Annotated in this window: 19 protein-coding genes and 2 tRNA genes; 13 read left to right on the plus strand and 8 right to left on the minus strand. The window is 64.3% G+C overall.

Going from position 1 to position 24368, the window contains the following annotated elements; translation table 11 throughout:
- Positions 1-44: 44 nt before the first annotated feature.
- A complete protein-coding gene (locus MOV80_RS01610; RefSeq protein ID WP_039755501.1) occupies positions 45-2333 on the minus strand; it encodes a YgiQ family radical SAM protein in 2289 nt (762 codons plus the stop codon).
- Between the two features lie 376 nt (positions 2334-2709).
- Between MOV80_RS01610 and MOV80_RS01615 the strand changes: the two genes are divergently transcribed.
- The 5 genes from MOV80_RS01615 to MOV80_RS01635 all read left to right on the plus strand — a co-directional run bounded on the left by MOV80_RS01615 (position 2710) and on the right by MOV80_RS01635 (position 8329).
- On the plus strand, positions 2710-3564 hold the full coding sequence (locus MOV80_RS01615) for a Kdo hydroxylase family protein (protein WP_081576405.1): 855 nt from the start codon (positions 2710-2712) through the stop codon (positions 3562-3564).
- A 97-nt stretch (positions 3565-3661) separates the two neighbouring features.
- Positions 3662-5347, plus strand: coding sequence for a glutamine--tRNA ligase/YqeY domain fusion protein (locus MOV80_RS01620; protein WP_081576404.1), 1686 nt, complete (start codon positions 3662-3664; stop codon positions 5345-5347).
- Between the two features lie 127 nt (positions 5348-5474).
- A complete protein-coding gene (gene ushA / locus MOV80_RS01625) occupies positions 5475-7121 on the plus strand; it encodes a bifunctional UDP-sugar hydrolase/5'-nucleotidase UshA (RefSeq protein ID WP_019102020.1) in 1647 nt (548 codons plus the stop codon).
- Between the two features lie 62 nt (positions 7122-7183).
- The gene (locus tag MOV80_RS01630; RefSeq protein WP_118266939.1) at positions 7184-7732 is read left to right on the plus strand and encodes an RNA 2'-phosphotransferase; all 549 of its coding nucleotides are present in this window, start codon (positions 7184-7186) and stop codon (positions 7730-7732) included.
- Positions 7733-7984: 252 nt separating this feature from the next.
- Positions 7985-8329, plus strand: coding sequence for a fucose-binding lectin II (locus MOV80_RS01635; protein ID WP_019102018.1), 345 nt, complete (start codon positions 7985-7987; stop codon positions 8327-8329).
- Between the two features lie 48 nt (positions 8330-8377).
- On the opposite strand, the gene MOV80_RS01640 is transcribed toward MOV80_RS01635, so the two are convergent.
- The 5 genes from MOV80_RS01640 to MOV80_RS01660 all read right to left on the minus strand — a co-directional run bounded on the left by MOV80_RS01640 (position 8378) and on the right by MOV80_RS01660 (position 13678).
- Complete coding sequence (locus tag MOV80_RS01640; RefSeq protein WP_118266941.1) at positions 8378-9187, minus strand: siderophore-interacting protein; 810 nt, start codon at positions 9185-9187, stop codon at positions 8378-8380.
- A 154-nt stretch (positions 9188-9341) separates the two neighbouring features.
- Entirely contained in the window at positions 9342-9998 is a 657-nt protein-coding gene (locus tag MOV80_RS01645; protein WP_081576401.1) for a PadR family transcriptional regulator, read from the minus strand.
- A 153-nt stretch (positions 9999-10151) separates the two neighbouring features.
- Positions 10152-10772 (minus strand): outer membrane lipoprotein chaperone LolA, encoded by a 621-nt coding sequence (gene lolA / locus MOV80_RS01650; protein ID WP_019102015.1) that lies wholly within the window; start codon positions 10770-10772, stop codon positions 10152-10154.
- A 110-nt stretch (positions 10773-10882) separates the two neighbouring features.
- Positions 10883-11956, minus strand: coding sequence for a hypothetical protein (locus MOV80_RS01655; protein WP_118266943.1), 1074 nt, complete (start codon positions 11954-11956; stop codon positions 10883-10885).
- Positions 11957-12085: 129 nt separating this feature from the next.
- Positions 12086-13678 carry an NAD+ synthase gene (locus tag MOV80_RS01660; RefSeq protein WP_019102013.1) on the minus strand — a complete coding sequence of 531 codons (1593 nt, stop codon included), beginning with the start codon at positions 13676-13678 and terminating at the stop codon, positions 12086-12088.
- Positions 13679-13752: 74 nt separating this feature from the next.
- Between MOV80_RS01660 and MOV80_RS01665 the strand changes: the two genes are divergently transcribed.
- The 3 genes from MOV80_RS01665 to MOV80_RS01675 all read left to right on the plus strand — a co-directional run bounded on the left by MOV80_RS01665 (position 13753) and on the right by MOV80_RS01675 (position 15203).
- Complete coding sequence (locus MOV80_RS01665; protein ID WP_019102012.1) at positions 13753-14886, plus strand: GNAT family N-acetyltransferase; 1134 nt, start codon at positions 13753-13755, stop codon at positions 14884-14886.
- Positions 14887-14948: 62 nt separating this feature from the next.
- Positions 14949-15039 (plus strand) — tRNA-Ser (locus MOV80_RS01670).
- A 73-nt stretch (positions 15040-15112) separates the two neighbouring features.
- Positions 15113-15203 (plus strand) — tRNA-Ser (locus MOV80_RS01675).
- Between the two features lie 56 nt (positions 15204-15259).
- Here the strand turns inward: MOV80_RS01675 and MOV80_RS01680 are convergent.
- A complete protein-coding gene (locus tag MOV80_RS01680) occupies positions 15260-15697 on the minus strand; it encodes an acyl-CoA thioesterase (protein WP_019102011.1) in 438 nt (145 codons plus the stop codon).
- Positions 15698-16092: 395 nt separating this feature from the next.
- Here MOV80_RS01680 and MOV80_RS01685 point away from each other — a divergent pair, with 395 nt between their 5' ends.
- The 5 genes from MOV80_RS01685 (at position 16093) to MOV80_RS01705 (ending at position 23833) form a co-directional block, all read left to right on the plus strand.
- The gene (locus tag MOV80_RS01685) at positions 16093-16845 is read left to right on the plus strand and encodes a transporter substrate-binding domain-containing protein (protein WP_118266945.1); all 753 of its coding nucleotides are present in this window, start codon (positions 16093-16095) and stop codon (positions 16843-16845) included.
- Positions 16846-17198: 353 nt separating this feature from the next.
- Positions 17199-18341, plus strand: a complete 1143-nt coding sequence (locus MOV80_RS01690; protein WP_118266947.1) for an efflux RND transporter periplasmic adaptor subunit — start codon at positions 17199-17201, stop codon at positions 18339-18341.
- 10 nt (positions 18342-18351) lie between these two features.
- Entirely contained in the window at positions 18352-21486 is a 3135-nt protein-coding gene (locus tag MOV80_RS01695) for a multidrug efflux RND transporter permease subunit (RefSeq protein WP_249604780.1), read from the plus strand.
- Positions 21479-22879, plus strand: coding sequence for an efflux transporter outer membrane subunit (locus MOV80_RS01700; RefSeq protein ID WP_118266952.1), 1401 nt, complete (start codon positions 21479-21481; stop codon positions 22877-22879). Before MOV80_RS01695 ends, MOV80_RS01700 begins: the two co-directional genes overlap by 8 nt.
- A gap of 204 nt (positions 22880-23083) precedes the next feature.
- A complete protein-coding gene (locus MOV80_RS01705; protein ID WP_019103951.1) occupies positions 23084-23833 on the plus strand; it encodes a hypothetical protein in 750 nt (249 codons plus the stop codon).
- 56 nt (positions 23834-23889) lie between these two features.
- Here the strand turns inward: MOV80_RS01705 and MOV80_RS01710 are convergent, their stop codons facing one another.
- A complete protein-coding gene (locus MOV80_RS01710) occupies positions 23890-24318 on the minus strand; it encodes a TOBE domain-containing protein (RefSeq protein ID WP_019103952.1) in 429 nt (142 codons plus the stop codon).
- Positions 24319-24368 lie beyond the last annotated feature (50 nt).

Raw genomic sequence — 24368 nt, forward strand, 5'->3', positions numbered from 1 at the left:
GCCCGGCCGCCGGCCGGCAAAAAGCCGCCCGTGGGCGGCTGGATTCAACGGCTGCGGCCCTTGCCGGCGCCTGCTGGTTTGCCGGCCGGTTTGCTAATGGGCTTGCCGCGTCCGGCCGGCGCTTTGCCGGTTGCGGGTTTGGCGGTGGCTTTGGCCTGCGCGGGTTTGCCGCGCTGTCCGTGTCCGGCGGGGGCCGCGGCGCGCTGGCCGGGCGCCTTGTTGCGCGACAGCGGCGCGCCCATGCGGTGGCGCACGGCGGCGGCCTTGTCGCCCGGCGGCGTCGGCGGAATCAGGCAGTGTTTGCTGTGGCCGATCAAGTCCGCGCGGCCCATCTGGATCAGCGCGTCGTGGAGGATCTGCCAGTTGTCCGGGTGGTGGTAGCGCAAGAAGGCCTTGTGCAGCTTGCGGCGGTAGCCGTCGCGCACCACGTCCACTTTTTCCGAGCTGCGGCTCAAGCGCTTGAGCGGGTTGCGGCGGGTGTGCCACATGGTGGTGGCCATCGCCATCGGCGTGGGGGTGAAGGTTTGCACCTGGTCCAGGCGGAAGTTGTTCTTCTTCAGCCACAGCGCCAGGTTCATCATGTCTTCGTCGCTGGTGCCGGGGTGGGCGGCGATGAAGTAGGGGATCAAATACTGTTCCTTGCCGGCCTGGCGGCTGAAGCGTTCGAACAGTTCCTTGAACTTGTCGTATGCGCCCATGCCCGGCTTCATCATCATGGACAGCGGGCCGTCCTCGGTGTGTTCCGGGGCGATCTTCAGATAGCCGCCCACATGGTGTTGCACCAGTTCCTTGATGTATTCGGGCGAGCGCACGGCCAAGTCGTAGCGCAAGCCGGACTGGATGTTGATCTTCTTCACGCCCGGCAGGGCGCGCGCCTTGCGGTAGAGCTGGATCAGGTGGCTGTGGTCGGTGTTCAGGTTTTCGCAGATGTCCGGGAACACGCAGGACAGCTTCCTACAGGAGCGCTCGATCTTCGGGTCCTTGCAGGAGAGGCGGTACATATTGGCCGTTGGGCCGCCCAGGTCCGAGATGTGGCCGGTGAAGCCCGGGGTTTTGTCCCGGATTTCCTCGATTTCCTTGAGGATGGATTCCTCGGAACGGCTCTGGATGATGCGGCCTTCGTGCTCGGTGATGGAGCAGAAGGTACAGCCGCCGAAACAGCCGCGCATGATGTTGACCGAGTACTTGATCATTTCCCAGGCCGGAATGTTGGCGTCGCCGTAGCTGGGGTGCGGATTGCGGGCATAGGGCAGGCCGTAAACGTGGTCCATTTCCTCGGTGGTCAGCGGAATGGGCGGCGGGGTCAGCCACACGTCGCGCTCGCCGTGCATCTGCACCAGTGCGCGGGCGTTGCCGGGGTTGGATTCCAGGTGCAGGGTGCGGCTGGCGTGGGCGTACAGCACCGGGTCGTGGGCCACGGCTTCGTAGGCCGGGATGCGGATCACGGTCTTGGCGCGTTCGGCGCGGCGCTTGGCCAGCCGTTCTTCGCGCGATTCGATGCGGATTACCTGCGGCTTGGACGGGTCCTGGTCCTTGGTGGCTTCGGCCGCCTGTTCCGGGATTTCCTGGTAAGGGTTGAGGTGGGCGTCCACCTTGCCCGGCAGGTCCACCACGCTGGAATCCATCTCCTGCCATTCTTCGTCCGGACGCCAGCCGTGCGGCACGATGAAAGCGGTGCCGCGCACGTCGCGGATCTCGCTGAGTTTTTCGCCCCTGGCGGCGCGATGCGCCACTTCCACCAACGCGCGCTCGGCGTTGCCGTACAGCAGCAGGTCGGCCTTGGAGTTGATCAGCACCGACGGGCGCACTTTCTCGCTCCAGTAGTCGTAGTGGGCGATGCGGCGCAGGCTGGCCTCGATGCTGCCCACCATCACGCCCACGCCGGGGTAGGCCTCGCGGCAGCGCTGAGCATAGACGGTGACGGCGCGGTCCGGCCGTTTGTTGGCCGCGGCGTGCGGGGTGTAGGCGTCGTCCGAGCGCGGGCGGCGGTCCGCGGTGTAGCGGTTGATCATCGAGTCCATATTGCCGGCGGTGACGCCGAAGAACAGATTGGGCTTACCCAGCTCGCGAAAAGCGTCCGCGGAGTGCCAATCCGGCTGGGAGATAATGCCCACGCGGAAGCCCTGGTCTTCCAGCAGCCGGCCCACCAACGCCATGCCGAAGCTGGGGTGGTCGATATAGCCGTCGCCGGTGACCAGGATGATGTCGCAGGAATCCCAGCCCAGCTGGTCCATCTCGGCGCGGGTCATCGGCAGGAACGGGGCGGGGCCAAAGCGGCTGGCCCAGTACTTGCGGTAGGAGGTGATCGGTTTGGCGGCGTGTGCGGTCGTCATGCTGGCAATGGACTGAAGTTCGAGCAACCCGACATTATGCCATAGTTGAGCCTTGCTTGTGGAATAAGCGCTTGTTTTTTATTGGGAATTGCCTTGGTTGCAGTAGGGTTTTGCCGGAGGGACGGTTTTGCTTATCAAAATCAAGGCGCTGCGCGTCCTGGCCGCAGGAATGGGAGACGAGGGTTTCGGCATGACATTCTCCTGTCGCAGGCGTATCCTAGCGGCCCACTCGCCAAGCCGGAAACGGCTTGCCAAGCCGCCGCCATGGCGCGGCCGGAGGAGGGCGTCGGGTAAAGCCGGTCCGGCCTGGGCGTCAGCCCCTTGCGTCCGACGCTCCTTCCGCGAGGGAAATTATTGTTTCAGGTAGGAGCTCAATATGACGAGCCAGATCGTATTGGTGGATGAAGCGGCGCAAGGCCGCTACGTGGATGAATTGGAGCAGGGCAAGGTTTTGTATCTGCCCAGCTTCGATTTCAAGCTGCTGGCCGAGGAGGGGGGCTTGCTGGATCCGGCCGTCGCCGATCCCAAGCGCAAGAACATCAGCCTGGAGCCGGACAACGGAGCCTTGCACGGCGTGGTGGGCGGCGCGGAGCGGGAGGCGGCGGTGCGCGGTTTGATCGCGCGTTACCAGCGGGCGGCCGCCGATCTGGCCGCGCGGCTGTTGCCGGAATACCAGGGCAAGCTGCGCGCCGCGCCCACCAGCCTGCGGCTGATGCGGGTGGAAGACCGCCGGACCTCCTGGCGCAAGGACGACAGCCGGCTGCACGTGGACGCGTTTCCGTCCCGTCCCAACTACGGCGAACGCATTCTGCGGGTGTTCTGCAACATCAATCCGCATGGCGAGCCCAGGGTGTGGCGGGTGGGCGAGCCGTTCACCGACATGGCGCGGCGCATGCTGCCGCGGGTGCCGCGGCAGTGGCCGGGCTCGGCGGCCTTGCTGGCGGCCTTGAAGATCACCAAGCGCAAGCGCAGCGCATACGACCATATCATGTTGCACTTGCACGACGCGATGAAGGCGGATTTAGATTACCAGCGCCAATGCCCGCAGGAAACCATGCCGTTTCCGCCCGGCTGCGCCTGGGTCTGTTTCTCCGACCACGCGTCTCACGCGGTGATGTCCGGCCAGTTCATGCTGGAGCAGACTTTCTGGCTGCCGGCGGCGGAGATGGCGCAGCCGCAACAGTCGCCGCTGGCGCTGTTGGAACAGTTGACGGGCAAGGTCTTGGTGTAAGGCGATCAAACGGGAGGCGGACGTGGCCGGTCCGCTCCCAGTCGGGGCGAAATCGGTTACAATCTTCGATTAGTCATAAATCGCACTGCACAAAACAATGAGCACGGAAAACAACGCGCCGGTTGTCAGCAATTTCATCCGCAACATCATTGACGAGGACCTGGCTTCCGGCAAGCACAGCGGCATCGTCACTCGCTTCCCGCCGGAGCCCAACGGCTACCTGCACATCGGTCACGCCAAATCCATTTGCCTGAACTTCGGCCTGGCCGATGATTACAAGGGCAAGTGCAATCTGCGCATGGACGACACCAATCCGGAGAAAGAGTCCGACGAGTTCGTGCAGTCGATCAAGGACAGCGTGGAGTGGCTGGGTTTCCACTGGGACGGCAACGTCCGTTTCGCTTCTGATTATTTCGAGCAGCTTTACGGCTACGCGGTGGAGCTGATCCAGAACGGCAAGGCCTTTGTCTGCGATCTGAACGCCGAAGAAATGCGCCAGTACCGCGGCAGCCTGACGGAGCCGGGCAAGAACAGCCCGTTCCGCGATCGCAGCGTGGAAGAAAACCTGGACCTGTTCGCCCGCATGCGGGCCGGCGAGTTCCCGGACGGCAGCAAGACGCTGCGTCTGAAAATAGACATGTCTTCCGGCAATGTGAACCTGCGCGACCCGGTGATCTACCGCATCCGCCGCGCGCATCATCACCGCACCGGCGACGCGTGGTGCATCTATCCGATGTACGACTACACCCACTGCATTTCCGACGCCATCGAGGGTATTACCCACTCCTTGTGCACGCTGGAGTTTGAAGACCACCGGCCGTTGTACGACTGGGTGCTGGACAATATCAGCATCGGCTGCCACCCGCGCCAGTACGAGTTCTCGCGGCTGGAGCTGCTGTACGCGCTGACTTCCAAGCGCAAGCTGCAGGCGCTGGTCAACGACGGCCTGGTGAGCGGCTGGGACGACCCGCGCATGCCCACGGTGGAAGGCATGCGCCGCCGCGGTTTCAGCCCGGCCGGCATCCGCCTGTTCGCTCAGCGCATCGGCGTGTCCAAGGGCGAGAACATCATTGACATGAGCGTGCTGGAGGGCGCGGTGCGGGAGACGCTGGAAAACGACTCTCCGCGCGTGATGGCGGTGGTGAAACCATTGAAAGTGACGTTGACCAACTACGACGCCGCCGTTACCGCCAGCCGCAGCGCGCCCTTCCATCCGCATCATCCGGAGTTTGGCGAGCGCGAAGTGCCGATTGCCCGCGAGATCTGGATTGAACAGGACGATTTCGCCGAAGTGCCGCCGCCCAAGTGGCAGCGCCTGACAGCCGGCGGCGAAGTGCGCCTGCGCTATTCCTACGTGATCAAGTGCGAGGAAGTGGTCAAGGACGCGGCTGGCAATGTGGTGGAACTCAAGTGCAGCATTGACCACGACACCCTGGGCAAGAACCCGGAAGGCCGCAAGGTCAAGGGCGTGATTCACTGGGTGTCCGCCGAACACGCGATCCAGGCCGAAGTGCGCTGGTACGAGCGTCTGTTCACCGAGCCGCGCCCGGACGCGGTGCGCGGCGAAGACGGCGAGTATGTCGATTTCCGCCAGTTCCTGAACGGCGAATCGCTGAGCACCGTCACCGCCTATGTCGAAGACGCCGTGTTGAAGGCCGAACCGGAGTCCCGCTTCCAGTTCGAACGCCTGGGCTACTTCGTCACCGACCGCCACGACCACCAGGCCGGCGGCAAGGCGGTATTCAACCGCACCGTGGGCCTGAAGGATAGCTGGAGCAAGTAAGCGCCGGCGCTTGGCTGGACGCTTTGCGTGTCCGGCTGGTGAATCACTTCCAGCAATGGCGGGCCCGCGGGTCCGCCATTTTTGCGGCTTGCGCAAGCCGCCGCCTGCATAAGAACGAGGATTAACGATGAAACTGTCCGTGAAACCGCTTGCCCTGTCCCTGTTGGCCGCCGGCCTGCTCTCCGCCTGCGCCGCCACGCCGGGCAAAGGCAATTTCGTTGAAGACAAGACTTACAAAATCACCATCCTGCACACCAACGACCACCATGGTCGTTTCTGGCCCAATAGCGACGGTGAATACGGGCTGGCCGCGCAAAAGACGCTGGTGGACCAGGTGCGCGCCGAGGTCAAGGCCGACGGCGGCTACATGCTGCTGCTGTCCGGCGGCGACATCAACACAGGGGTGCCGGAATCCGATCTGCAGGACGCGGAGCCGGACTTCCGCGGCATGAGCCGCATCGGCTACGACGCGATGGCGGTGGGCAACCACGAGTTCGACAAGCCGGTGCCGGTGCTGATGAAGCAGCGCCAGTGGGTCAACTTCCCCATGCTGTCCGCCAATATCTACCAGGACGGCAAGCGCATGTTCGATCCCTACGCGATGTTCAATCTGGGCGGGGTGAAAGTGGCGGTGCTGGGCCTGACCACCGACGACACCGCCAAGATGGTGAACCCGGAGCAGGTCAAGGGCATCGAGTTCCGCAGCCCGATCGCCGAGGCCGGCAAACTGGTGCCCGAACTGCGCCAGAAGGCCGATATCGTCATCGCCGCCACTCATATGGGCCATTACACCGACGGCCAGCACGGCGTGAACGCGCCGGGCGATGTGGAAATGGCGCGCGCGGTGAAGGGCTTGGACCTGATCGTGGGCGGCCACAGCCAGAACCCAGTGTGCATGAAGGCGGAGAACCAGCGCGACGACGCCTATGTGCCGGGCGCGCCCTGCGCGCCGGACCGCCAGAACGGCGCCTGGATCGTGCAGGCGCACGAGTGGGGCAAATACGTGGGCCGCGCCGATTTCGAGTTCCGCAACGGCAAGCTCAAGCTTTCCAAATACCAGCTGATGCCGGTCAACCTGAAGAAAAGCGTCAAGGGCGTGGACGGCAAGGAACAGAAAGTGCCGTACACCCAGCTGATCGAGGAAGACGGCAAGTTGCGCAACTTCCTGCAAAACTATCAGAACAAAGGTCAGGCGGCGCTGGATGTGCCGGTGGGCCGGACCAGCGCCAAGCTGGACGGCGACCGCGGCGTGGTGCGCAGTCAGCCCACCAATCTGGGTGTGTTCGTCGGCAAGGTGATGATGGACAAGGTCAAGGCGGACTTCGCCGTATCCAATTCCGGCGGCATCCGCGATTCGTTGCCGGCCGGCGCGATCAACTACCGCGACGTGTTGAAGGTGTTCCCCTTCGGCAGCACCCTGGCCTATGTGGACCTGAACGGCCAGGAGGCGCTGGACTATCTGAAAGCCGCCGCGAGCATGACGCCCGGCGCGGGCGCCTTCGGCCAGTTTGCCGGTGTCAAGCTGCGCATCGTCGGCGGCCAGCTGCAGCAGGCGCTGATCGGCGGCCAGCCCATTGATCCGTCCAAGACCTATCGGATGGCGATCAACAGCTTCATCGCCGCGGGCGGCGACGGCTACCCGGTGATGAACAAGCATCCGGGTTACGTCAACACCGGCTTCGTCGACGCCGAGATGCTGCGCGAATACATCGCCGCGCATTCGCCCATAGACGCCGCGGCTTACTCGCCCGGAGACGCGGTGACGCGCAACTGAGCGCGGCCGGCAAATAGACAATTCAGCCGCGGCCCAAGGTCGCGGTTTTGCGAAAGAACCTCATGGATTACCAAAGCTTGAGCCGGACGGTGTCGCACGCCTTGCGTCACGAGCCCTGGCTGTATGAACTGGAGCTGGACGACGCCGGCTGGGTGCCGTTAACGGCCTTGCTGGCGGCACTGCGCGCCGAGCGTAAAGAATGGCGCGATCTGGCGGTTGCTGACCTGATTGAAATGATCGCGCGTTCCGAGAAGAAGCGACATGAGATCGACGGCGACTGCATCCGCGCGTTTTACGGCCATTCTTTGCCGGGCAAATTGTCAAAACAGCGGAGCGCGCCGCCGGCGTGGCTCTACCATGGAACGTCGCCGGAAGCCGCCGCGTTGATACGCCAAAGCGGCTTGCTGCCCATGGAGCGGCAGTATGTGCATTTGTCGGTAGATACCGAAACTGCGATGCAGGTGGGTGGCCGTAAGGCAGGTGCGCCAGTTTTGCTCAAGGTGGATGCCGCCGCAGCGCATGCGGCGGGAACGGCCTTCTACCACGGCAATGAGATGGTGTGGCTGGCGGATGAGGTGCCGGCCGAATTCATTCTGCCGACAGCTTGGTAAACGGGGTCCGGTCGAGCGGACCTGTTGGGCGCTTGTAGACTAAAACCGCAGCCTCGGCTGCGGTTTTTTCTTGCGGGCCTTGCCTGTCTTGGCTTGGCGGCTTGCTGACCTTTGGGCCCGGTGAATACGCGGGCGAGCTTGCCTAGGGTAATGGAGGCAGTGGCAGCTTGAGACGGTGGCCGCCTTCCGCGCGTCGACGCGTGGAAACCGGCCTGAGAGGTTTGGCGTTTGAACCCTTACAGGAGAACGATCATGGCTCAGCAAGGTGTATTCACTCTTCCCCCGCGCATCAACTTCGGCGTCACCGCGTTGACCAACGCGGCTTACCAGCAAAACATCACCGTGTACGTGGACAATGAGCCGCGCGCCACTTTCAGCGGCAGCGGCGTGGACGACCGCAACTTGGGCACCCGGGTGATCAATTCCGGCTCCGGCGCGGTGCGGATCGCGGTGACGGTCAACGGCAAGCAGTCCGATCTGGTGTCCAGCCAGGTGGTGCTGGCCAATCGCCTGAACCTGGCCTTGGTGGGCGCGGAAGACGGCGCGGATCAGGATTACAACGATTCGATCGTGGTATTGAACTGGCCGCTGGGTTAAGGCTCGCCTGGCGGATGAACAAAGCCCCCTGGCGGGGGCTTTGTCGTTTTAGTCTTCCAGGGTTTCGTGGCTGGCGGCCTTGCCCTCGCGCCAGTAGCTGGCGGCGCGGATGCGGCTCTTGTCTATGCCGCGCTCTTCGCGCAGGTGTTGGCGTACCGCGCGGATGGCGTGGTATTCGCCGGCGGCCCAGACAAAGCCTTCGCCCGCCGGCAGCGTCAGCGGCTTGAGCGCGGCGAGCAGCGCCGGCTCCGCGGCTTCGGCGTCCTGGTGCACCCAGCGGACGTCGGCGTTGGGGTGCTCGGGCAGTTCGCAGCGCTGATCCGCCTCGCTGGTTTGCAGCAGGGCGATGACCTTGGCGGCGGGCGGCAGTTCGGCCAGGCGGCGGCGGATGGCGGGCAAGGCGGATTCGTCGCCGATCAGTAGATGCCAGTCGAAAGCCGCCGGAATGACCAAGGAGCCGCGCGGGCCGCCTATGCCCAGGTATTGGCCGGGCTTGGCCTGGGCAGCCCAACTGGTGGCGGGGCCGGCGTCGTGCAGCACGAATTCCAGATCCAGCTCCAGCCGTTCCGGGTCGAAGCGGCAGGGGGTGTAGTCGCGCGCGGTCGGGCGCGGCTGGCCTTCCGGGTAAATCAGGGTTTCGTCCACCAGCGCCGGCAACGCGGGCTTGGCGTCCGGGTGCTCGGGGAAGAACACTTTGAGGTGGTCGTCGAAGGAGGCGGTGGTGAAGCCGGCCAGTTCTTCGCCGCCCAGGGTGACGCGGAGCAGCTTGGGGCCGAGCGAGCGGATGGCGCGCACTTGCAGCAGGCGGAAGCGCAGCGGGTGGCGCAGGCGCTGAACGGTCAGTTCGGGTGTGGTCATCGGGTGTCCTGTCTTGAAGTCGTGGCTGGGCGCGTGGGGTTAGAGCCGCTAACAAAACCTCGCAGAGAATCTGAGCCAAGGCGCGCCGACGCAGGCAGTACAAGTGGTACGACAAGGAGGCGCAACGCGGGATCAGGGGTTTTGTTGGCGGGTCTTAGCCGGTGTCGCCCAGAATTTGCTCACAGGCCTGCCGCAGAATAGCGGCGATGCGGCGCTGTTCGTCCTCGTCGACGTTGGCGGTTCGCATCAGCGCTTGCTTCAGTTCGCCGCGGGCCCGGGTCAGTTCCGGAATCCAGCTGCCGGCGGCATCGTCCGGCGGCGGCATTTCTCCGGTCAGCGCGCGGCGGATCGAGTTCATCTTGCGCGCGATGTGCTGCAGCCGCGCCATCATCCATTCCACTTGCTCGCGGTTTTGTTCCAGATAGGCGCGGCCGGCCCCCGCCAGCGCGTAGCATTTGCGGTTGCCCTCCTGGCTCACGGTGACGTGGCCCAACTCCTCCAGATAGGTTAGCGCCGGGTAGACCATGCCGGGGCTGGGGCTGTAAAAGCCGTTGCTGCGGCTTTGCAGCGCCTTGATCAATTCGTAGCCGTGGCTGGGCCGCTCTTCCAGCAGGGCCAGCAACAGCAGCTGCAGTTCGTCGGAGCTGAATTTGCGGCCGCGGGTCATGCTCTCGTCGTCGCCGCCAAATCCGCCGAAGCCGCTGTGTCGGCCATGGCCGCCGCCGTGGCCGTGATGGGCCATCGCGTGGAGGCGATGATGCGCGTGGCGTCCGCCCAGGCGGCGGAGCAGGGTGTCGAGACGGTGAGGCATGGCGGCTCTCCTGAAGAAAATATATCTTAAGATATGTTTTACGATATAAGAAAGTCAAGCCGGCCCGGTGGGAAAAGAGCTGGGCTGTGGCGTTTTTGGCACGGGGCAAAAGAAAAGCCGCCCGGAGGCGGCTGGAAGAAAGTGGGCGCTGTTTCAGTCGCCGCTGACCACGTCCACGCCCTTGGGCGGCACGAAGGCGAAGCGGGAGGCGGAAAGCGGCGGGTTCCGCTGCGGCGCGCTGAAGCTGACCTTGGTGTGGTTGCCGAAGCTGTCGGTCAATTCCATTTCCACCAGCATATTGGCCTTGAAGCCCATGCGGATGGCGCTGAAGCTGTTGTCGGCCTGCTTGGGGCTGGCGGACAGCCATTCCACCTCGCCGCTCTTGCCGGCTTCCTTCAATTGATAGTTCTGTTCGATGGCGTTGTTGCCGGCCAGCAGCGCCGCAGGACTGGAGCCCAGCGCCGCGCCCTGCGCCTTGCGGGTGACTTGCGCCAGGTCCTTGTCGTAGACCCACAGCGTCTTGCCGTCGCCGACGATCAATTGTTCATAGGGCTTGTTGTACTCCCAGCGGAATTTGCCGGGACGAGCGATTTCCAGCCGGCCGCTGGCTTCCTCGCGCTTGTTCTTGTTGCTGACCACTTGTTTGAAGTCGGCGCTCAGGGTTTTGTTGCCTGCGACGAAGGCCTTGAGCTGGGCTACGGCGTCAGCGTTGGCGGCGGCCGGCAGCGCCAGGGCGGCGAGGATGAGTGTGGCGGAGATCGGTTTCATCTTCATGCGGGGAAATCCTTGCGGTGGGCGGCCCGGGCCGCGTGACCAAGATGGGACCGCCGGCGCGGCGCGGGGTTTCCTCGAGCGGGCCGGCGGCGTTGCTGGTTTGTTAGCGATTATTGCGCGGCGGCCGGCGCCTGGTTCAGCGCGTGCAGCGCCAGGCCCAGCGATTTCAGCCATTCCGGCTTGTCCAGGCGCTCCAGGTCCAGAATGTCCGCCTCGGCGGGCTGGAAGGCGAACACCGGCTTGCCCTGGTTGCTGTAGCGGATGTCGGCGTGGGCCTGGCCGCGGAAGCGCGGGCTGTCGAAGCGTATGGTCTGGCGGATGGCCAGCAGGTCACCGCCGCGGCTGACGTAGAGATCGCTGACGGTGCTGCTGTTCAGCGGATTGGCTTCGGAGGCCTTGATCAGGCTGTCGATCAGTTGCAGCAGGCTTTCGCTGCCCAGCGGACCGGGTTTGATCTGCGGTTTGCGCGCGGCTTCCTGACGCGCGACCTGGATCAGGCCGGCGATGATGTGGGAAGCCATCTGGTTTTCCTGGGCGCGGTTCATGGCGATGCGCAGCCGGTAGCGCGCGCCCAGTTCCGCTGCGCGCGAGTCTAGCGGCTGGAAGCTGAACGCCTGCTTGTCTACCTTGGCGTAGGCTTCGTCCAGCAGTTTCGGCATGGCCTGGTACATGGCCTGCAGCGGGAAGTTGTCGGCCACGCGCTGCGGCAGCCGCACGCGCAGGAACTTGCCTTCGTAGGCTTGCATTTCCGGCACGAACAGATAGGCGGCGGACGGGTCCACCAGCAAGGACAGGTCCTTGGCGTGGAATTGCAGCGGCAGTTGCACGCTGGTCAGCAGGTTGCGGCGTTCCAGACGCAGCGCCGGAATCAGCTCCAGCTTGCCGCCCGGCACGTCCAGCGCGGCCCTGACGTTGAGGCGCATGCTGCGGGCGATTTGATCGGCGGCGGAGGCGGCGGCCTGCTCCAGTTGGCCGCCGTCTTCCTTGGCTTTGTCGACTTCGGCGACGTTCAGTTCGTCGAAGCCGATGTCGGCGTCGATGTTGTAGCCTTTGCTGTTCCAGTTTTGCAGCATGATCTTGCGGACGGCCTGGTCGGCGCTCTTGTTGGCGAGCGGGGAGACGCAGCCGGTCAGCAGCACAATGCCGCACAGCGCGGCGCATAGTCCCGATTTTTTCAGACGCATGGAGTTTCCTTGAGCGAGATTCTGCGCCGGGTGGGCGGGGGGCGGTTTCGGCGCGAGCCGGACATTTTAACGCATCCGGCATCGCCTATGTCATGCGGAGCCGGGGCGCGGCGGCCCCGGCTGCGGGCGTCAGCTGAATTTATTGGTGATCGGGTAGCGCCAGTCCTTGCCGAAACCGCGGTGGGTGACGCGCGGGCCCACCGGCGCCTGGCGGCGTTTGTACTCGTTGATCTTCAGCAGCCGCACCACGCGGCGCACGTCGGCCTCGGCGTAGCCTTCGGCGATGATGGCCTCGGCGGACAGGTTTTCCTCCACGTAGCGCGCCATGATGGCGTCCAGCACCTCATAGGGCGGCAGGCTGTCCTGGTCGGTCTGGTCCGGGCGCAATTCCGCCGACGGCGGCCGGGTAATAATGCGTTCCGGGATGATCTCGCCTTGCAGATTGCGCCAGCGGCACAGTTCGAACACCAGGGTCTTGGCCACGTCCTTGAGCACGGCGAAACCACCGGCCATATCGCCGTACAGGGTGCAGTAGCCGGTGGTCATTTCCGATTTGTTGCCGGTGGTGAGCACCAGCTTGCCGCTCTTGTTGGACAGCGCCATCAGCAGGGTGCCGCGGATGCGCGCCTGCAGGTTTTCCTCGGTGGTGTCCTCGGCCAGGCCGGCGAAGCTGGGCGCCAGCGCCTGAACGAAGCTTTCGTACATCGGCCAGATTTCGATTTCGTCGTATTTCACGCCCAAGCGGTTCACCATGTCGCGGGAGTCGGTCACCGAGATGTCCGCGGTGTAGCGTGAGGGCATCATCACCGCGTGCACCTTGTCCGCGCCCAGCGCGTCCACCGCCACCGCCAGCGTCAGCGCGGAGTCTATGCCGCCGGACAGGCCCAGCAGCGCGCCGGGGAAGCCGTTTTTGCCTATGTAGTCGCGCACGCCGGTCACCAGCGTCCGGTAGACGCTTTCCAGCGGGCCGGGCAGCGCCGCTTTAGCGCCGGGCAGCAGGTCGCCGTTGTCGAAGTCGACGATCAGCAGCTCGTCGTCGTAGGCGGCGGCCTGGGCCACCACCTCGCCGGCGCGGTTGACGGCGAAGGAGGCGCCGTCGAACACCAGTTCGTCCTGGCCGCCGGTGAGGTTGACGTAGGCGAAGGGCAGGCCGGTTTCCTCGGCGCGGAAGCGCACCACGTCGTGGCGGGTTTCAATCTTGTTGCGATGGAAGGGGGAGGCGTTGAGCACCACCACCACGTCCGCGCCCGCGTCCGCTGCTTCGGCGGCCGGGTCGACGGACCACACGTCCTCGCAGATCAGCACGCCCACCTTGGCGTCGCCCTGCTGGAACACCAGGGGCGCCGCGCCGGGGGTGAAATAGCGGCATTCGTCGAACACTTCGTCGTTGGGCAGCAGCATCTTGTGATACTGGCCCAGGCGGTTGCCGTCGCGCAGCACGGTGGCGGCGTTGAAGCGCTCCGAGCCCATCCGGGCCGGGTGTCCCACCACCAGAGTGATGCCGTCCAGCTCCAGCAACTCGTCCAGCGCCTGGCTGCAGGCGCGGTAGAAGCTGTCGCGCAGCAGCAGATCTTCCGGGCTGTAGCCAGTCAAGGCCAGCTCCGGCGTGACCAGCACGTCCGCGCCCTGGGCGATGGCGGCGTGGGCGAGGTCGAGGATTTTGCGGGTGTTGCCGGCGATATCGCCGACAACGGGGTTGAACTGGGCGAGCGCGATACGCATCTTGATAGGGAACCGAATGTTTCGAGATAGCTGGAATTTTACCTGATAGACGGCGCAAACGCCCGAGAGGAATCATGGTGTCGCTGCAATTGCATGAGAGAGTGGGCGCCTGGAGCGCGGAACAATGGGCCGGGCTGGGGGAGAGCGGCAATCTGTTCATGGGCCGCCCATGGCTGGAAGCGCTAGAGCGGGCCGCTTGCGTGGGCGAGGCCAGCGGCTGGCAGCCCTTGCCGCTGGCAGTAGAGCGGGAGGGCCGCTTGCAGGCGCTGGCGCCGGCTTATTTGAAGCGCCATTCGCGCGGCGAATACGTGTTTGACTGGGCCTGGGCCGAAGCCTATGCGCGCGCCGGGCTGCAATACTATCCCAAGCTGGTGGTGGCGTCGCCGTTCAGCCCGGTGAGCGGCCGACGGCTGCTGGGCGACGCGGCGGCCTGGCCGCAATTGATCGCCGGCCTGGAGCAGGTTGTGGACGAGCACGGCTTGTCGTCGGCTCATGTGCTGTTTCCCACGGCGGAGGAGGCGCAAGTCCTGGGCGAGGCCGGCTGGCTGCTGCGCGATGGCGTGCAGTTCCACTGGCGCAACCGCGGCTACGCCGACTTCGACGCCTTGCTGGCGACGCTGAGCCGCGACAAGCGCAAGAAGATCCGCCAGGAGCGGCGCAAGGTGGCCGAGGCCGGCGTCAGCGTGCGGGCGCTGCGCGGCGAGGCCATAGCCGCCGAGGACTGGGCGTTTTTCTACCGTTGCTACCGCCAGACTTATCTGGAGCATCGCTCCGCGCCCTATCTGAATCCGGCCTTTTTCGCCTTGCTGGCGGAGAGGCTGGGTCCGCATTGCCTGATGTTCGTCGCCGAGCGGGACGGCGAGCCGGCGGCGGCCAGCCTGTGCCTGGTGCAGGACGGGGTGCTGTACGGGCGTTACTGGGGCGCGTTGGTCGACATTCCCTGCCTGCATTTCGAGCTGTGCTATTACCAGGGCCTGGAGTATGCGATCCACGCCGGCCTGCAATGCTTCGAGGGCGGCGCCCAGGGCGAGCACAAGCTGGCGCGCGGCTTTGAACCGGAGCGCACCTGGTCCGCCCACTATATCGTCGACCCGCGCTTTCGCGCGGCGATAGCCGGCTGGCTGCGGCGCGAGCGCGAAGGGGTGGGCGAGTATGTCGACGCGCTTTTTTCTCATTCCGCTTACAAAACACTTGCGCCGGATGAATAGGGCTTATATACTGCGCAGCCTCTGTGAACGAAACGCCAAGCGCCTTGTTTCACGGGGATTCTGGAGAGGTGGATGAGTGGTTTAAGTCGCACGCCTGGAAAGCGTGTTTAGGGTAATACCCTAACGGGGGTTCGAATCCCCCCCTCTCCGCCAGAATCAATAAAAACTGCCCTGGCGGTTTTTTTATTGCTCCGGCTCAGCCGGCGCAAACAAGCAAGACACCTCCGGAGAGGTGGATGAGTGGTTTAAGTCGCACGCCTGGAAAGCGTGTTTAGGGTAATACCCTAACGGGGGTTCGAATCCCCCCCTCTCCGCCAAAGCAAGCAAAAAGCCCTGACTGTTTCAGTCAGGGCTTTTTCGCGTTCGGCGTTGCTCAATCCAGCGGCTGGAAGTCCTCGGTGCGCTCCGCCCAGGCGAAGATGGCGCTCAGTTCCGGCGGCGGGGCGGTCAGCTTGCGCAGCGTCAGGTCTATCCAGGAACCGCTGACTTCGTGACGCGCGGCCAGACGGCCGTCCTCTTTGTAGATCTCGTGGCGGATGCAAAAGCGCTTGCCGTCCTGACTCAGGCCGGCGATGGCCAGGCGCACGTGAATGCGTTCGCTTAGCCGCAGTTCCTTGAAATACTCGGTCCACTCCTTGAAAATGACCGGGCCAAACCCCAGCGCCTGAAATTGTTCGAAGCCGAAGCCCTGGCCGCGCAACCATTCGATGCGGGCGTGGGTGCAGAAATCGGCGTAGGCGGTATGGCGGACGTGCTGGTTGGCGTCGCAGTCGGACCAGCGCACTTCCAGCGGATGGCAAAACGGTTCCAAACCAATCTCCTCGAGCGGCAGCGGTTAGCATGAAGGCGGGCGGCTCATGATCTTGGCATTGCCCGCGCGTGGGGGTCAAGCGCTTTGCCGTAGCACGCTTCAGCTAAAGTGGTGGCGCAGGAGGCCGGCTGTTCCCGAGGCGACCGAAGATGGACGTTGTCCAGTGGCGTCATACGGTTTCAGGGAGATTCGATCGACGGGCTCGCGGTTTTCATGCGCGGTTTCGCCGGAAAGGGAAGGCCGCGACGCTGATGAGGGCGTCTTGGCTAGAGAAACTGTCGATATTAAACGTATCCGCGCGCGTGGCCAGGAAACAGTACCTTGGCATCGGGTGATTGTTGGCGCGCGGCGCTTGTCACTTGTCGGGCCGGGTCGTGGCGGGAGAGAGAATACAGATGCAAGCTTGGTTTCGACGAATCTTGTGCGCAGCCCTGCTGGCGGTGGCGGCGCAAGCGGCCGCATCGGCTCCGTCTTTGCTCATCGCCGTGGAGGATGACTGGCCGCCGTATTCGGCGCGCGGCGCCGACGGCGCGCCGCAGGGGCTGGCGCCGCAACTGGCGCGCGAGGCCTTCCGCCGCCAGGGCGTTTTGGTCAGCTTCGTACTGGTGCCGTTTGCGCGCTGTTTGATGCTGGCGCGGGTGGGCCGCGTTGCCGGTTGTCTCAGCGCCACCGTTACCGACGACAATCGCGGGCAGTTCTGGTGGCATCCCACGCCGATGTTCACTGAGGAACTGGCCATCTTCTCGCTTGCCGCCGCCGATGCCGAGCTGAATCTGCGCGACTTGGCCGGACGAAGAGTGGGAATCACCCAGGGCTACACCTATCCCAGTGTTTTTATGCGTGATGCCAAAATCATGAAATCCGTGGCGCACTCGGATGACGACCTGATTCGCATGCTCTTGGCCCGCCGCGTGGATTATATCTTGATGAACACGCGCCCCGGCCAGCTGCGCATCCGGGGTAACCCCGCCGCCGCAGGACGCGTCCACAAGACAGGGAGCGTCAGCCTGGATGGCTTTTGGCTGGCTTTCTCCAAAGCGCGGCCCAAGGGTAGGGAGAACGCGGCGAAGTTCGAGGCCGGCCTGAGCGCAATGCGTCGGGACGGCAGCTATGAGCGTCTATTGGAAGCCTTCCAGCCTTTGCCATGAACCGGTTTACGATCTGCTACGCGTCGTGGAGCGTTACACGTTAGCGATGGTGGCAGTTGGCGGCGCGGCTGGAAACCGCCAAAACGGCGCGCCGCGTCCGTCATTATGGATTTGATTCGCATTCACAACTTTTTACACCGTTTTCCCGTGAATTTACCCGCAATTTACAAAAACGGCTGTTTTCAAAAAAACCCTTCATAACAGGCTGTTCTAATGGGAGGCGGTTTAAAGCCGCTTCCAAACAGGGCTGCCGCGCCTCTGGTTCAGAGCAGTCCGCTTGACCCTACAAGGTTTCCGCTTGCGCCTGGATTGGCCCGCCCATCCTGAATACCCGCTCATATGGAGAAATAATAATGCGCTATTCGCCGCGACAGCTATTGTCGCTTGCCCTGCTATTGTCCTCGCCCGTTTGGCTTGCCGCCTGCGGCTCGCCGCAGCAACAGGCCGCCGCCGTGCCGCAAGTCACCGTGGAAACCGCCGCGCCCGGCGACGTGCCCATGACCATGGAACTGGTGGGTGAAACCGCCGGTTACCGCGATATCGAGGTGCGTGCCCGCGTGGGCGGCATTTTGCTCAAGCGCACCTATGTGGAAGGCCAGCCGGTGAAGCAGGGCCAGACGCTGTTCCAGATCGATCCCGCTCCGTACCAGGCACAGCTGGGACAGGCCAAGGGCGCGCAGGCGGTGCAGCTCGCCGCGTTGCAAAAAGCCGAAGCCGACCTGGCTCGCATCCGACCGCTGTACCAGGAACAGGCGGTTTCCAAAATGGACTACGACAACGCGGTGGCGGCGCTGAACTCCGCCAAGGCGGCCAAACAATCCGCCGACGCCAAGGTCAAGGAAGCCCAGCTCAACCTGGACTACACCCGCGTCGCCGCGCCGATTCCCGGCTTGACCAGCAAGCAGGTGCAATCCGAAGGCAGCCTGATCCGCGTGGACGCCGCCGAGCCGCTGACCACCATTTCTCAGCTCAATCCCATCTACGTCAATTTCTCCATTTCCGAGCAGGACAGTCTCAATTACGAGCACAGCCTGTCCACCGGCAAAGTGAGCGCGGATGACGGCACCCTCCACCCGGTACGCATCCGTCTGGCGGACGGCCGGGTCTATGCGCAAAGCGGCAAGCTGGATTTCCGCGACAACCGCGTGGATCCCAAAACCGGCACCATTAGCGCTCGGGCGCAATTTCCCAATGAGGACGAGCGTTTGTTGCCGGGCCAGTTCGTACGCGTGCTGCTGGATCTGGGCGTGCGCAAGAACGTGCTGACCGTGCCGGAGCAGGCTGTGGTTCAGGCTCAAGCGGACAATCAACTGATGGTGGTGGGCGCGGACAACAAGGTGCAGGCCAGGATGGTCAAGCTGGGCGCTCATGTGGGCGGCCGGGTGGTGATCGAATCCGGCCTCAAGGCCGGCGAGCGGGTGATTGTCGATGGCCTGATGCAAGCCCGTCCCGGCACGGTGGTCAAGCCGGTGACCGCCGCGCCGGCCAAGGCGTAAGGAGCGGCTTATGTTTTCGCGTTTCTTCATAAATCGCCCCATTTTCGCCAGCGTGTTGTCCATCGTCGTCGTGCTGGCCGGCCTGGCGGCGATGCGCGCGCTGCCGGTGGAGCAGTACCCGCAGATCGTTCCGGCCGTGGTGTCGGTGTCGGCCAATTACCCGGGAGCCACGCCGGAAACCATCGCCCAAACCGTGGCCGCGCCGCTGGAGCAGCAGCTCAACGGCGTGGAAAACATGCTCTACATGCAATCCAGCGCCGCTTCCAACGGCCAGCTCAGCCTCAATGTCTATTTCGCCGTGGGCACGGATCCGGACCAGGCCACCATCGACGTCAACAACCGGGTGCAGGCGGCGATGAAGCAGCTGCCGGACGAGGTGCAGCGCCAGGGCGTCACGGTGCGCAAGAAGTCCACCTCGGTGCTCAGCGTGATCTCCATCGGCTCGCCCACAGGCCAGTACGACCGCAACTACCTGTCCAATTTCGCTCTGCTCAACGTAATGGACGAGCTCAAGCGCATTCCCGGCGTGGGCGATGTGGCGATGATGGGCGGCACGGATTACGCGATGCGGCTGTGGCTGCGGCCGGACCGCATGGCCCAGCTGGGCCTGACCCCGTCCGACGTGGCCAAGGCGGTGCGCGAGCAGAACGCTCAGTTCGCCGCCGGCAAGATCGGCGCTCAGCCCACCAGCGCGCCCATCAGCTTTACTTATACCGTCAACGCCAAGGGCCGGCTCAGCGAACCCAAGGAATTTGAGAACATCATCGTGCGCTCGATGCCGGACGGCTCCAAGATCCGCGTCAAGGATGTGGCGCGGGTGGAAATGGGCGGCAACGACTACGATGTGCTCGGCACCCGCAACGGCAAGCCCAGCGTCGGCATCACCACTTATCTGCAACCCAGCGCCAACGCGCTCAAGGTATCCGCCGCCATCGCCGCCAAGATGGAGGAGCTCAAGGCCCGCTTCCCGGCCGGGGTGGACTACACCATTCCCTTCGACACCACCAAGTTCGTCAAGGTCTCCATCCACGGCGTGGTGGAAACCCTGCTGGAAGCCACGGTGCTGGTGTTCCTGGTGGTTTATTTGTTCCTGCAGAATTTCCGCGCCACGCTGATTCCCTGCATCGCGGTGCCGGTGTCGCTGATCGGCACCTTCGCCGGCATGCTGCTGTTGGGCTTTTCCATCAATCTGTTGACCCTGTTCGGCATGGTGCTGGCCATCGGCATCGTGGTGGACGACGCCATCGTGGTGCTGGAAAACGTCGAACGCATCATGAGCGAGCGGCGCTGCAGCGCCAAGGAGGCGGCGGTGCTGGCGATGGGGGAGGTGTCCGGCGCCTTGGTGGCCATCGTGCTGGTCTTGTGCGCGGTTTTCCTGCCGGTGGCCTTCATGGGCGGCATGACTGGCGTGATGTACAAGCAGTTCGCCGTCACCATCGCCATGTCGGTGATCATCTCCGGCATTGTCGCGCTGACGCTGACCCCTGCGTTGTGCGCTTTGTTGCTCAAGCCCGGCCATCATCAGCCGCCGCGTTTTTTCCAATGGTTCAACCGCGCTTTTGAACGCTTGACCGGCCGCTATGTGCTGGGCGTGTTGTTTCTCAACCGCCGCGTGGGCGTCGCTTTCGGCCTGATTGCCGTTATTCTGGCGGCCACGGTTGGTTTGTACCAGAAAGTGCCCGGTTCGCTGGTGCCTAATGAAGATATGGGTACCTTGTTCGCCAGCACCGCGCTGCCGGACGCGGCCGCGTTGACTCGCACCGCCAAGGCCACGGCGGAATTCGACCGGCTGATGATGGCCAACCCCAATGTGGAAAGTGTCACCACCTTCACCGGTTTCGATATCCTGTCCGGCTCCAAGCAGACCAACCGTGGCACCAGCTTTGTCACCCTCAAGGATTGGGACCAGCGCAAGGCCAAGGGCGAGGACTCTTTCTCCGTGTCCACCGAGTTCAATCGCCTGGGCCGTACCGTGCAGACCGGCGTGATGAGCGCTTTCAACCCGGCGCCCATCATCGGCATGTCCACTACCGGCGGCCTGGAGGCTTATCTGCAGGACCGCGGCGACCATGGCGCGCAAAAGCTCAGCCAGGCGGCGGAGAAACTGCTGGCCGCCGCGCGGCAGCGGCCGGAGTTCGCCAGCGTGACCACCACCTTCCGCGCCAACGTGCCGCAGAAATACCTGGACCTGGACCGTGAAAAAACCAAGGCGCTGGGCGTGGACATCAACCAAGTGTTCGACACCCTGCAAGCCACCTTCGGCCAGCTTTACGTCAACGACTTCAACAAGTTCGGCCGCACCTACAAGGTGCAGTTGCAGTCCGAGGCGGATTTCCGCGCGCGGCCGGAGGATATCGCCAATATCTATGTGCGTTCCGCCGAGGGGGTGATGGTGCCGCTGTCCAGCCTGGTGGAAGTCAAATCCAGCTACGGGCCGGAACTGGTGGACCGCTTCAACATCTTCAACGCCGCCAAGATCCTGGCCCAGCCCGCGCCCGGCGTCAGTTCCGGCCAGGCCATCCAGGCCTTGGAGGAGGTGACCCGGCAAGTATTGGGCAACGACTACGCGTTGGCCTGGAGCGGCAGCGCCTATCAGGAAAAACTGGCCGGCGGCACCGCCGCCACGGCTTTCCTTTTCGGCATCCTGATGGTGTTTCTGATCCTGGCCGCGCAGTATGAACGCTGGAGCCTGCCGCTGGCGGTGGTGACCTCGGTGCCCTTCGCCTTGTTCGGCGCTTTGCTCGCCGCCGTCATTGGCCATCAGGACAACAACGTCTACTTCCAGATCGGCGTGGTCACGCTGGTGGGCCTGGCGGCCAAGAACGCTATCTTGATCGTGGAGTTCGCCGTGCAGCAGCGTCAGCAGGGCTTGCCGTTGATGGACGCCGCGCTGGAAGCGGCGCGGCTGCGTTTCCGCCCCATCGTGATGACTTCGATGGCTTTCATCCTGGGCTGCGTGCCGTTGGTGATTTCCAGCGGGGCCGGTTCCGCCAGCCGTCGCGCGTTGGGCACCCCGGTGGTGGGCGGCATGTTGGCCGCTACTTTCATCGCCACATTCTTTGTGCCGATGTTCTTCCGGCTGATCATGCAGGCGTCCGAGCGGCGCAAAAAGCCGGTTGCGGCGGAGGAGGCCGACCATGTTTAAACGCGCCCTGATTCCCTCATTGGCGGCGCTGGCGCTGACCGCTTGCGCGGTTGGCCCCGACTATAGCCGCCCCAAACTGGAGCTGCCGGACAGCGCCCAGGCCCAGAGTCCGGCCATCGCCATGGACTGGTGGAAACAGTTCAACGATCCGGTGCTGGACCAGCTGATCGCAGAGGCTCTGGAACACAACCAGGACCTGGCCGCCGCCGCCGCCCGCGTCGACGAAGCCGCGGCCCAGGCCGGCATCGCCCGCGCCCAGTTGCTGCCGGCGTTGAACGCCAACGCCGGCTATCAGCGCGGCCGCACCTCCACTGCGACAACCACGCCGGGTGCGCCGCTGGTCAGCGACGTGCGCAACGCCAACCTCACCGCGTCCTGGGAACTGGACCTGTGGGGCAAGCTGCGCCGCGGCAACGAGGCGGCGCGCGCGGACTTCGCCGCCAGCCGCTTCGCCCGCGACAGTTCGAAACTGGCGATCGCCGCGCAAACCGCGCAGACCTATTTCCAGCTGCGCGCCTACGACGCCCAACTGGACATCGCCAAGCGCACGCTGCAAAGCCGCGAGGAATCGCTGAAGCTGCAAACCAAGCGCTTCAAGGGCGGCTTGATCTCCGAGCTGGACCAGCAGCAGGCCGAGGCCGAAGCGGCTTCCGCCCGCGCCAAGGTGCCGCAGATCGCCAGCGCGCTGGCGCAGACCGAAAGCGCGCTGGGCGTGCTGCTCGGCCACTCGCCCAAGCAGCTGGTGGCCGGCGGCATCCAGCGCGGCCAAAGCCTGGACGCGCTGTCCGCGCCGCCGGAAGTGCCGGCGGGCCTGTCCTCCAGCTTGCTGGAGCGTCGGCCGGACATCGCCGCCAGCGAGCAGCAGCTGATCGCCGCCAACGCCCGCATCGGCGTGGCGCGCGCGGCTTACTTCCCCAGCATCAGCCTGAGCGGGGCGCTGGGTTCACAAAGCCTGTCGCTGGACACGCTGTTCACCGGCCCGACGCGGACCTGGAGCTTCGTCGGCAACCTGGCGGCGCCGGTGTTCAACTTCGGCCAGACCGGCTACGCGGTGGACGCGGCCAACGCGCGGCAGAAGCAGGCGCTGGCGCAGTACCAGAAGACGGTGCAGAGCGCGTTCAAGGACGCGCTGGACGCGCTGTCCGGCTACGGCGCGGCGCGGGACATCCAGGCGGCGCAGACCACGCAGTTCCAGGCCTTGAACAAATCGCTGCGTCTGGCGAACCTGCGTTACGACAACGGCTACGCCAGCTATCTGGATGTGCTGGATGCGCAACGCAACAGCTTCCAGGCGGAACTGGGCCTGGTCAGCGCCAAGCTGGACCAGCTCAACGCGGTGGTGGGCCTGTACAAGGCGCTGGGCGGCGGCTGGGAAACACCGGCCAAGTCCTGATCCGCAGCGTCAAACGACAAACCCCGCCTTGGCGGGGTTTTTTTGCGGCGGGATCATGCGCCGACGGTCAAAGCGGGCGCAGCCAGTCGCGTTTGGACGGTTTCATCAAGAAACAACAACAGTGGCATATCTGTCAGTGGTTGTGTCCGGACCCGCTGCTTACCATGCGCTGCGTTTCGACGTCGCCATTCCGCGCGAGGACCCATGGGCACCATCACTCACTCAGACACCCTTTATCCGCACTTGTTGACCCCGGCCGGGCGCGAGCGCCTGGTCGACGAGGCCTACCAAGTGCACGACGCCGTCTTCAGCGGCCTGGACCGGGCGGCCTTTCGCAAGATGGTGTTGCCGGAGTCCGAGCACAGTAGCATTTTGCTGCATCGCGGAGAACACGGCCAGGCGGTGGGCTATTGCGCCGTTCACCTGTTCCAGCGCAGCGCGGCGGGGCGCGAGGTCAAAATCTTGCGGGGTCAAGCCGGGCTGCTCAAAGACTACCGCGGCCGCAACAGCAATATGCCGTTTCTGGCCGGCTGCATGCTGCGCTATTGGCTGCGCAGCCCGTGGCGGCCTATGTACTTTCTGGGTGCGATGATCCACCCGTCCAGCTTCATCCAGATGCATAAATACGCCGCCGGAATGTGGCCCAGCCCGGAGCGGGGCATGGAGCAGCCGCTGGCGCGGCTGGCGGCGGAGTTGTGCGGCAGTTTCGGCATGGCGGTTCCCGCGCCGGAACGGCCCTATGTGGTGAAGCTGGGCATTCTGACCCGAGACAGTCAGACAGACCACCAGTTCTGGCTGCGGCATCCGCGTCCGGCGGCGCGCTATTTTGTCGAACACAACCCGGACTATCACCAAGGCCATGGCTTGCTGGCCATGGCCGAACTGTCGCCGGCGGCCATCCTGAACGGCGTGTGGCGTTATCTGCGCGACCGGCGACGAGCGGAGAGGGCGTAATGGTTTGCCGCATGGAGCCTATGGAATTTCCGCGCGGGGGAGACCGCCGGCTGACTTCAGGTGCGGACGCCGACAATCACGTGGGAGGCCTTGAAGAAGGCGACGATCGCCTTGCCTACGGCCAAATCCAGGCCTTCCGCGCTCTCCTTGGTGACAATGGCCACCAGGGCGTCGCCGCCGTTGAGGCGGATTTCAACCTCGGTATTGACCACGCCTGGACGCAGCGCCGACACCCTGCCTTCCAGGCGGTTGCGGGTGGAAAGTTTGATGCCGGCCTCGGGATTGGCCAGGACCACCCAGGGCGCCTTGATGATGGCCAAGGCTTCGCCGCCCACGGTCAGGCCCAGATTGGCTGTGCTGCGCTGGGTGATGACGGCGGTGATCTTGTTGCCGCCCGGCAGGGCGATGTCGATCTCATCATTGACGACACCGGGATGGATGGCGGCGACCTTGCCTGTGAATTGATTGCGGGCGCTAGTGAGCATGGAATGTCCTTGATGTCGGATGGGTGGGTGTGTTTTCGCCATAGGCAATC

The organism is Chromobacterium sp. IRSSSOUMB001, assembly GCF_023507765.1.
In the GTDB taxonomy this organism is placed as follows: Bacteria; Pseudomonadota; Gammaproteobacteria; order Burkholderiales; family Chromobacteriaceae; genus Chromobacterium; species Chromobacterium haemolyticum.

What these genes read in the sequence shown, in the direction of transcription:
- MOV80_RS01610 (WP_039755501.1), bottom strand. Translation starts at nt 2,333, where the DNA reads ATGACGACCGCACACGCCGCCAAACCGATCACCTCCTACCGCAAGTAC.
- MOV80_RS01615 (WP_081576405.1), top strand. Translation starts at nt 2,710, where the DNA reads ATGACGAGCCAGATCGTATTGGTGGATGAAGCGGCGCAAGGCCGCTAC.
- MOV80_RS01620 (WP_081576404.1), top strand. Translation starts at nt 3,662, where the DNA reads ATGAGCACGGAAAACAACGCGCCGGTTGTCAGCAATTTCATCCGCAAC.
- ushA (WP_019102020.1), top strand. Translation starts at nt 5,475, where the DNA reads ATGAAACTGTCCGTGAAACCGCTTGCCCTGTCCCTGTTGGCCGCCGGC.
- MOV80_RS01630 (WP_118266939.1), top strand. Translation starts at nt 7,184, where the DNA reads ATGGATTACCAAAGCTTGAGCCGGACGGTGTCGCACGCCTTGCGTCAC.
- MOV80_RS01635 (WP_019102018.1), top strand. Translation starts at nt 7,985, where the DNA reads ATGGCTCAGCAAGGTGTATTCACTCTTCCCCCGCGCATCAACTTCGGC.
- MOV80_RS01640 (WP_118266941.1), bottom strand. Translation starts at nt 9,187, where the DNA reads ATGACCACACCCGAACTGACCGTTCAGCGCCTGCGCCACCCGCTGCGC.
- MOV80_RS01645 (WP_081576401.1), bottom strand. Translation starts at nt 9,998, where the DNA reads ATGCCTCACCGTCTCGACACCCTGCTCCGCCGCCTGGGCGGACGCCAC.
- lolA (WP_019102015.1), bottom strand. Translation starts at nt 10,772, where the DNA reads ATGAAGATGAAACCGATCTCCGCCACACTCATCCTCGCCGCCCTGGCG.
- MOV80_RS01655 (WP_118266943.1), bottom strand. Translation starts at nt 11,956, where the DNA reads ATGCGTCTGAAAAAATCGGGACTATGCGCCGCGCTGTGCGGCATTGTG.
- MOV80_RS01660 (WP_019102013.1), bottom strand. Translation starts at nt 13,678, where the DNA reads ATGCGTATCGCGCTCGCCCAGTTCAACCCCGTTGTCGGCGATATCGCC.
- MOV80_RS01665 (WP_019102012.1), top strand. Translation starts at nt 13,753, where the DNA reads ATGGTGTCGCTGCAATTGCATGAGAGAGTGGGCGCCTGGAGCGCGGAA.
- MOV80_RS01685 (WP_118266945.1), top strand. Translation starts at nt 16,093, where the DNA reads ATGCAAGCTTGGTTTCGACGAATCTTGTGCGCAGCCCTGCTGGCGGTG.
- MOV80_RS01690 (WP_118266947.1), top strand. Translation starts at nt 17,199, where the DNA reads ATGCGCTATTCGCCGCGACAGCTATTGTCGCTTGCCCTGCTATTGTCC.
- MOV80_RS01695 (WP_249604780.1), top strand. Translation starts at nt 18,352, where the DNA reads ATGTTTTCGCGTTTCTTCATAAATCGCCCCATTTTCGCCAGCGTGTTG.
- MOV80_RS01700 (WP_118266952.1), top strand. Translation starts at nt 21,479, where the DNA reads ATGTTTAAACGCGCCCTGATTCCCTCATTGGCGGCGCTGGCGCTGACC.
- MOV80_RS01705 (WP_019103951.1), top strand. Translation starts at nt 23,084, where the DNA reads ATGGGCACCATCACTCACTCAGACACCCTTTATCCGCACTTGTTGACC.
- MOV80_RS01710 (WP_019103952.1), bottom strand. Translation starts at nt 24,318, where the DNA reads ATGCTCACTAGCGCCCGCAATCAATTCACAGGCAAGGTCGCCGCCATC.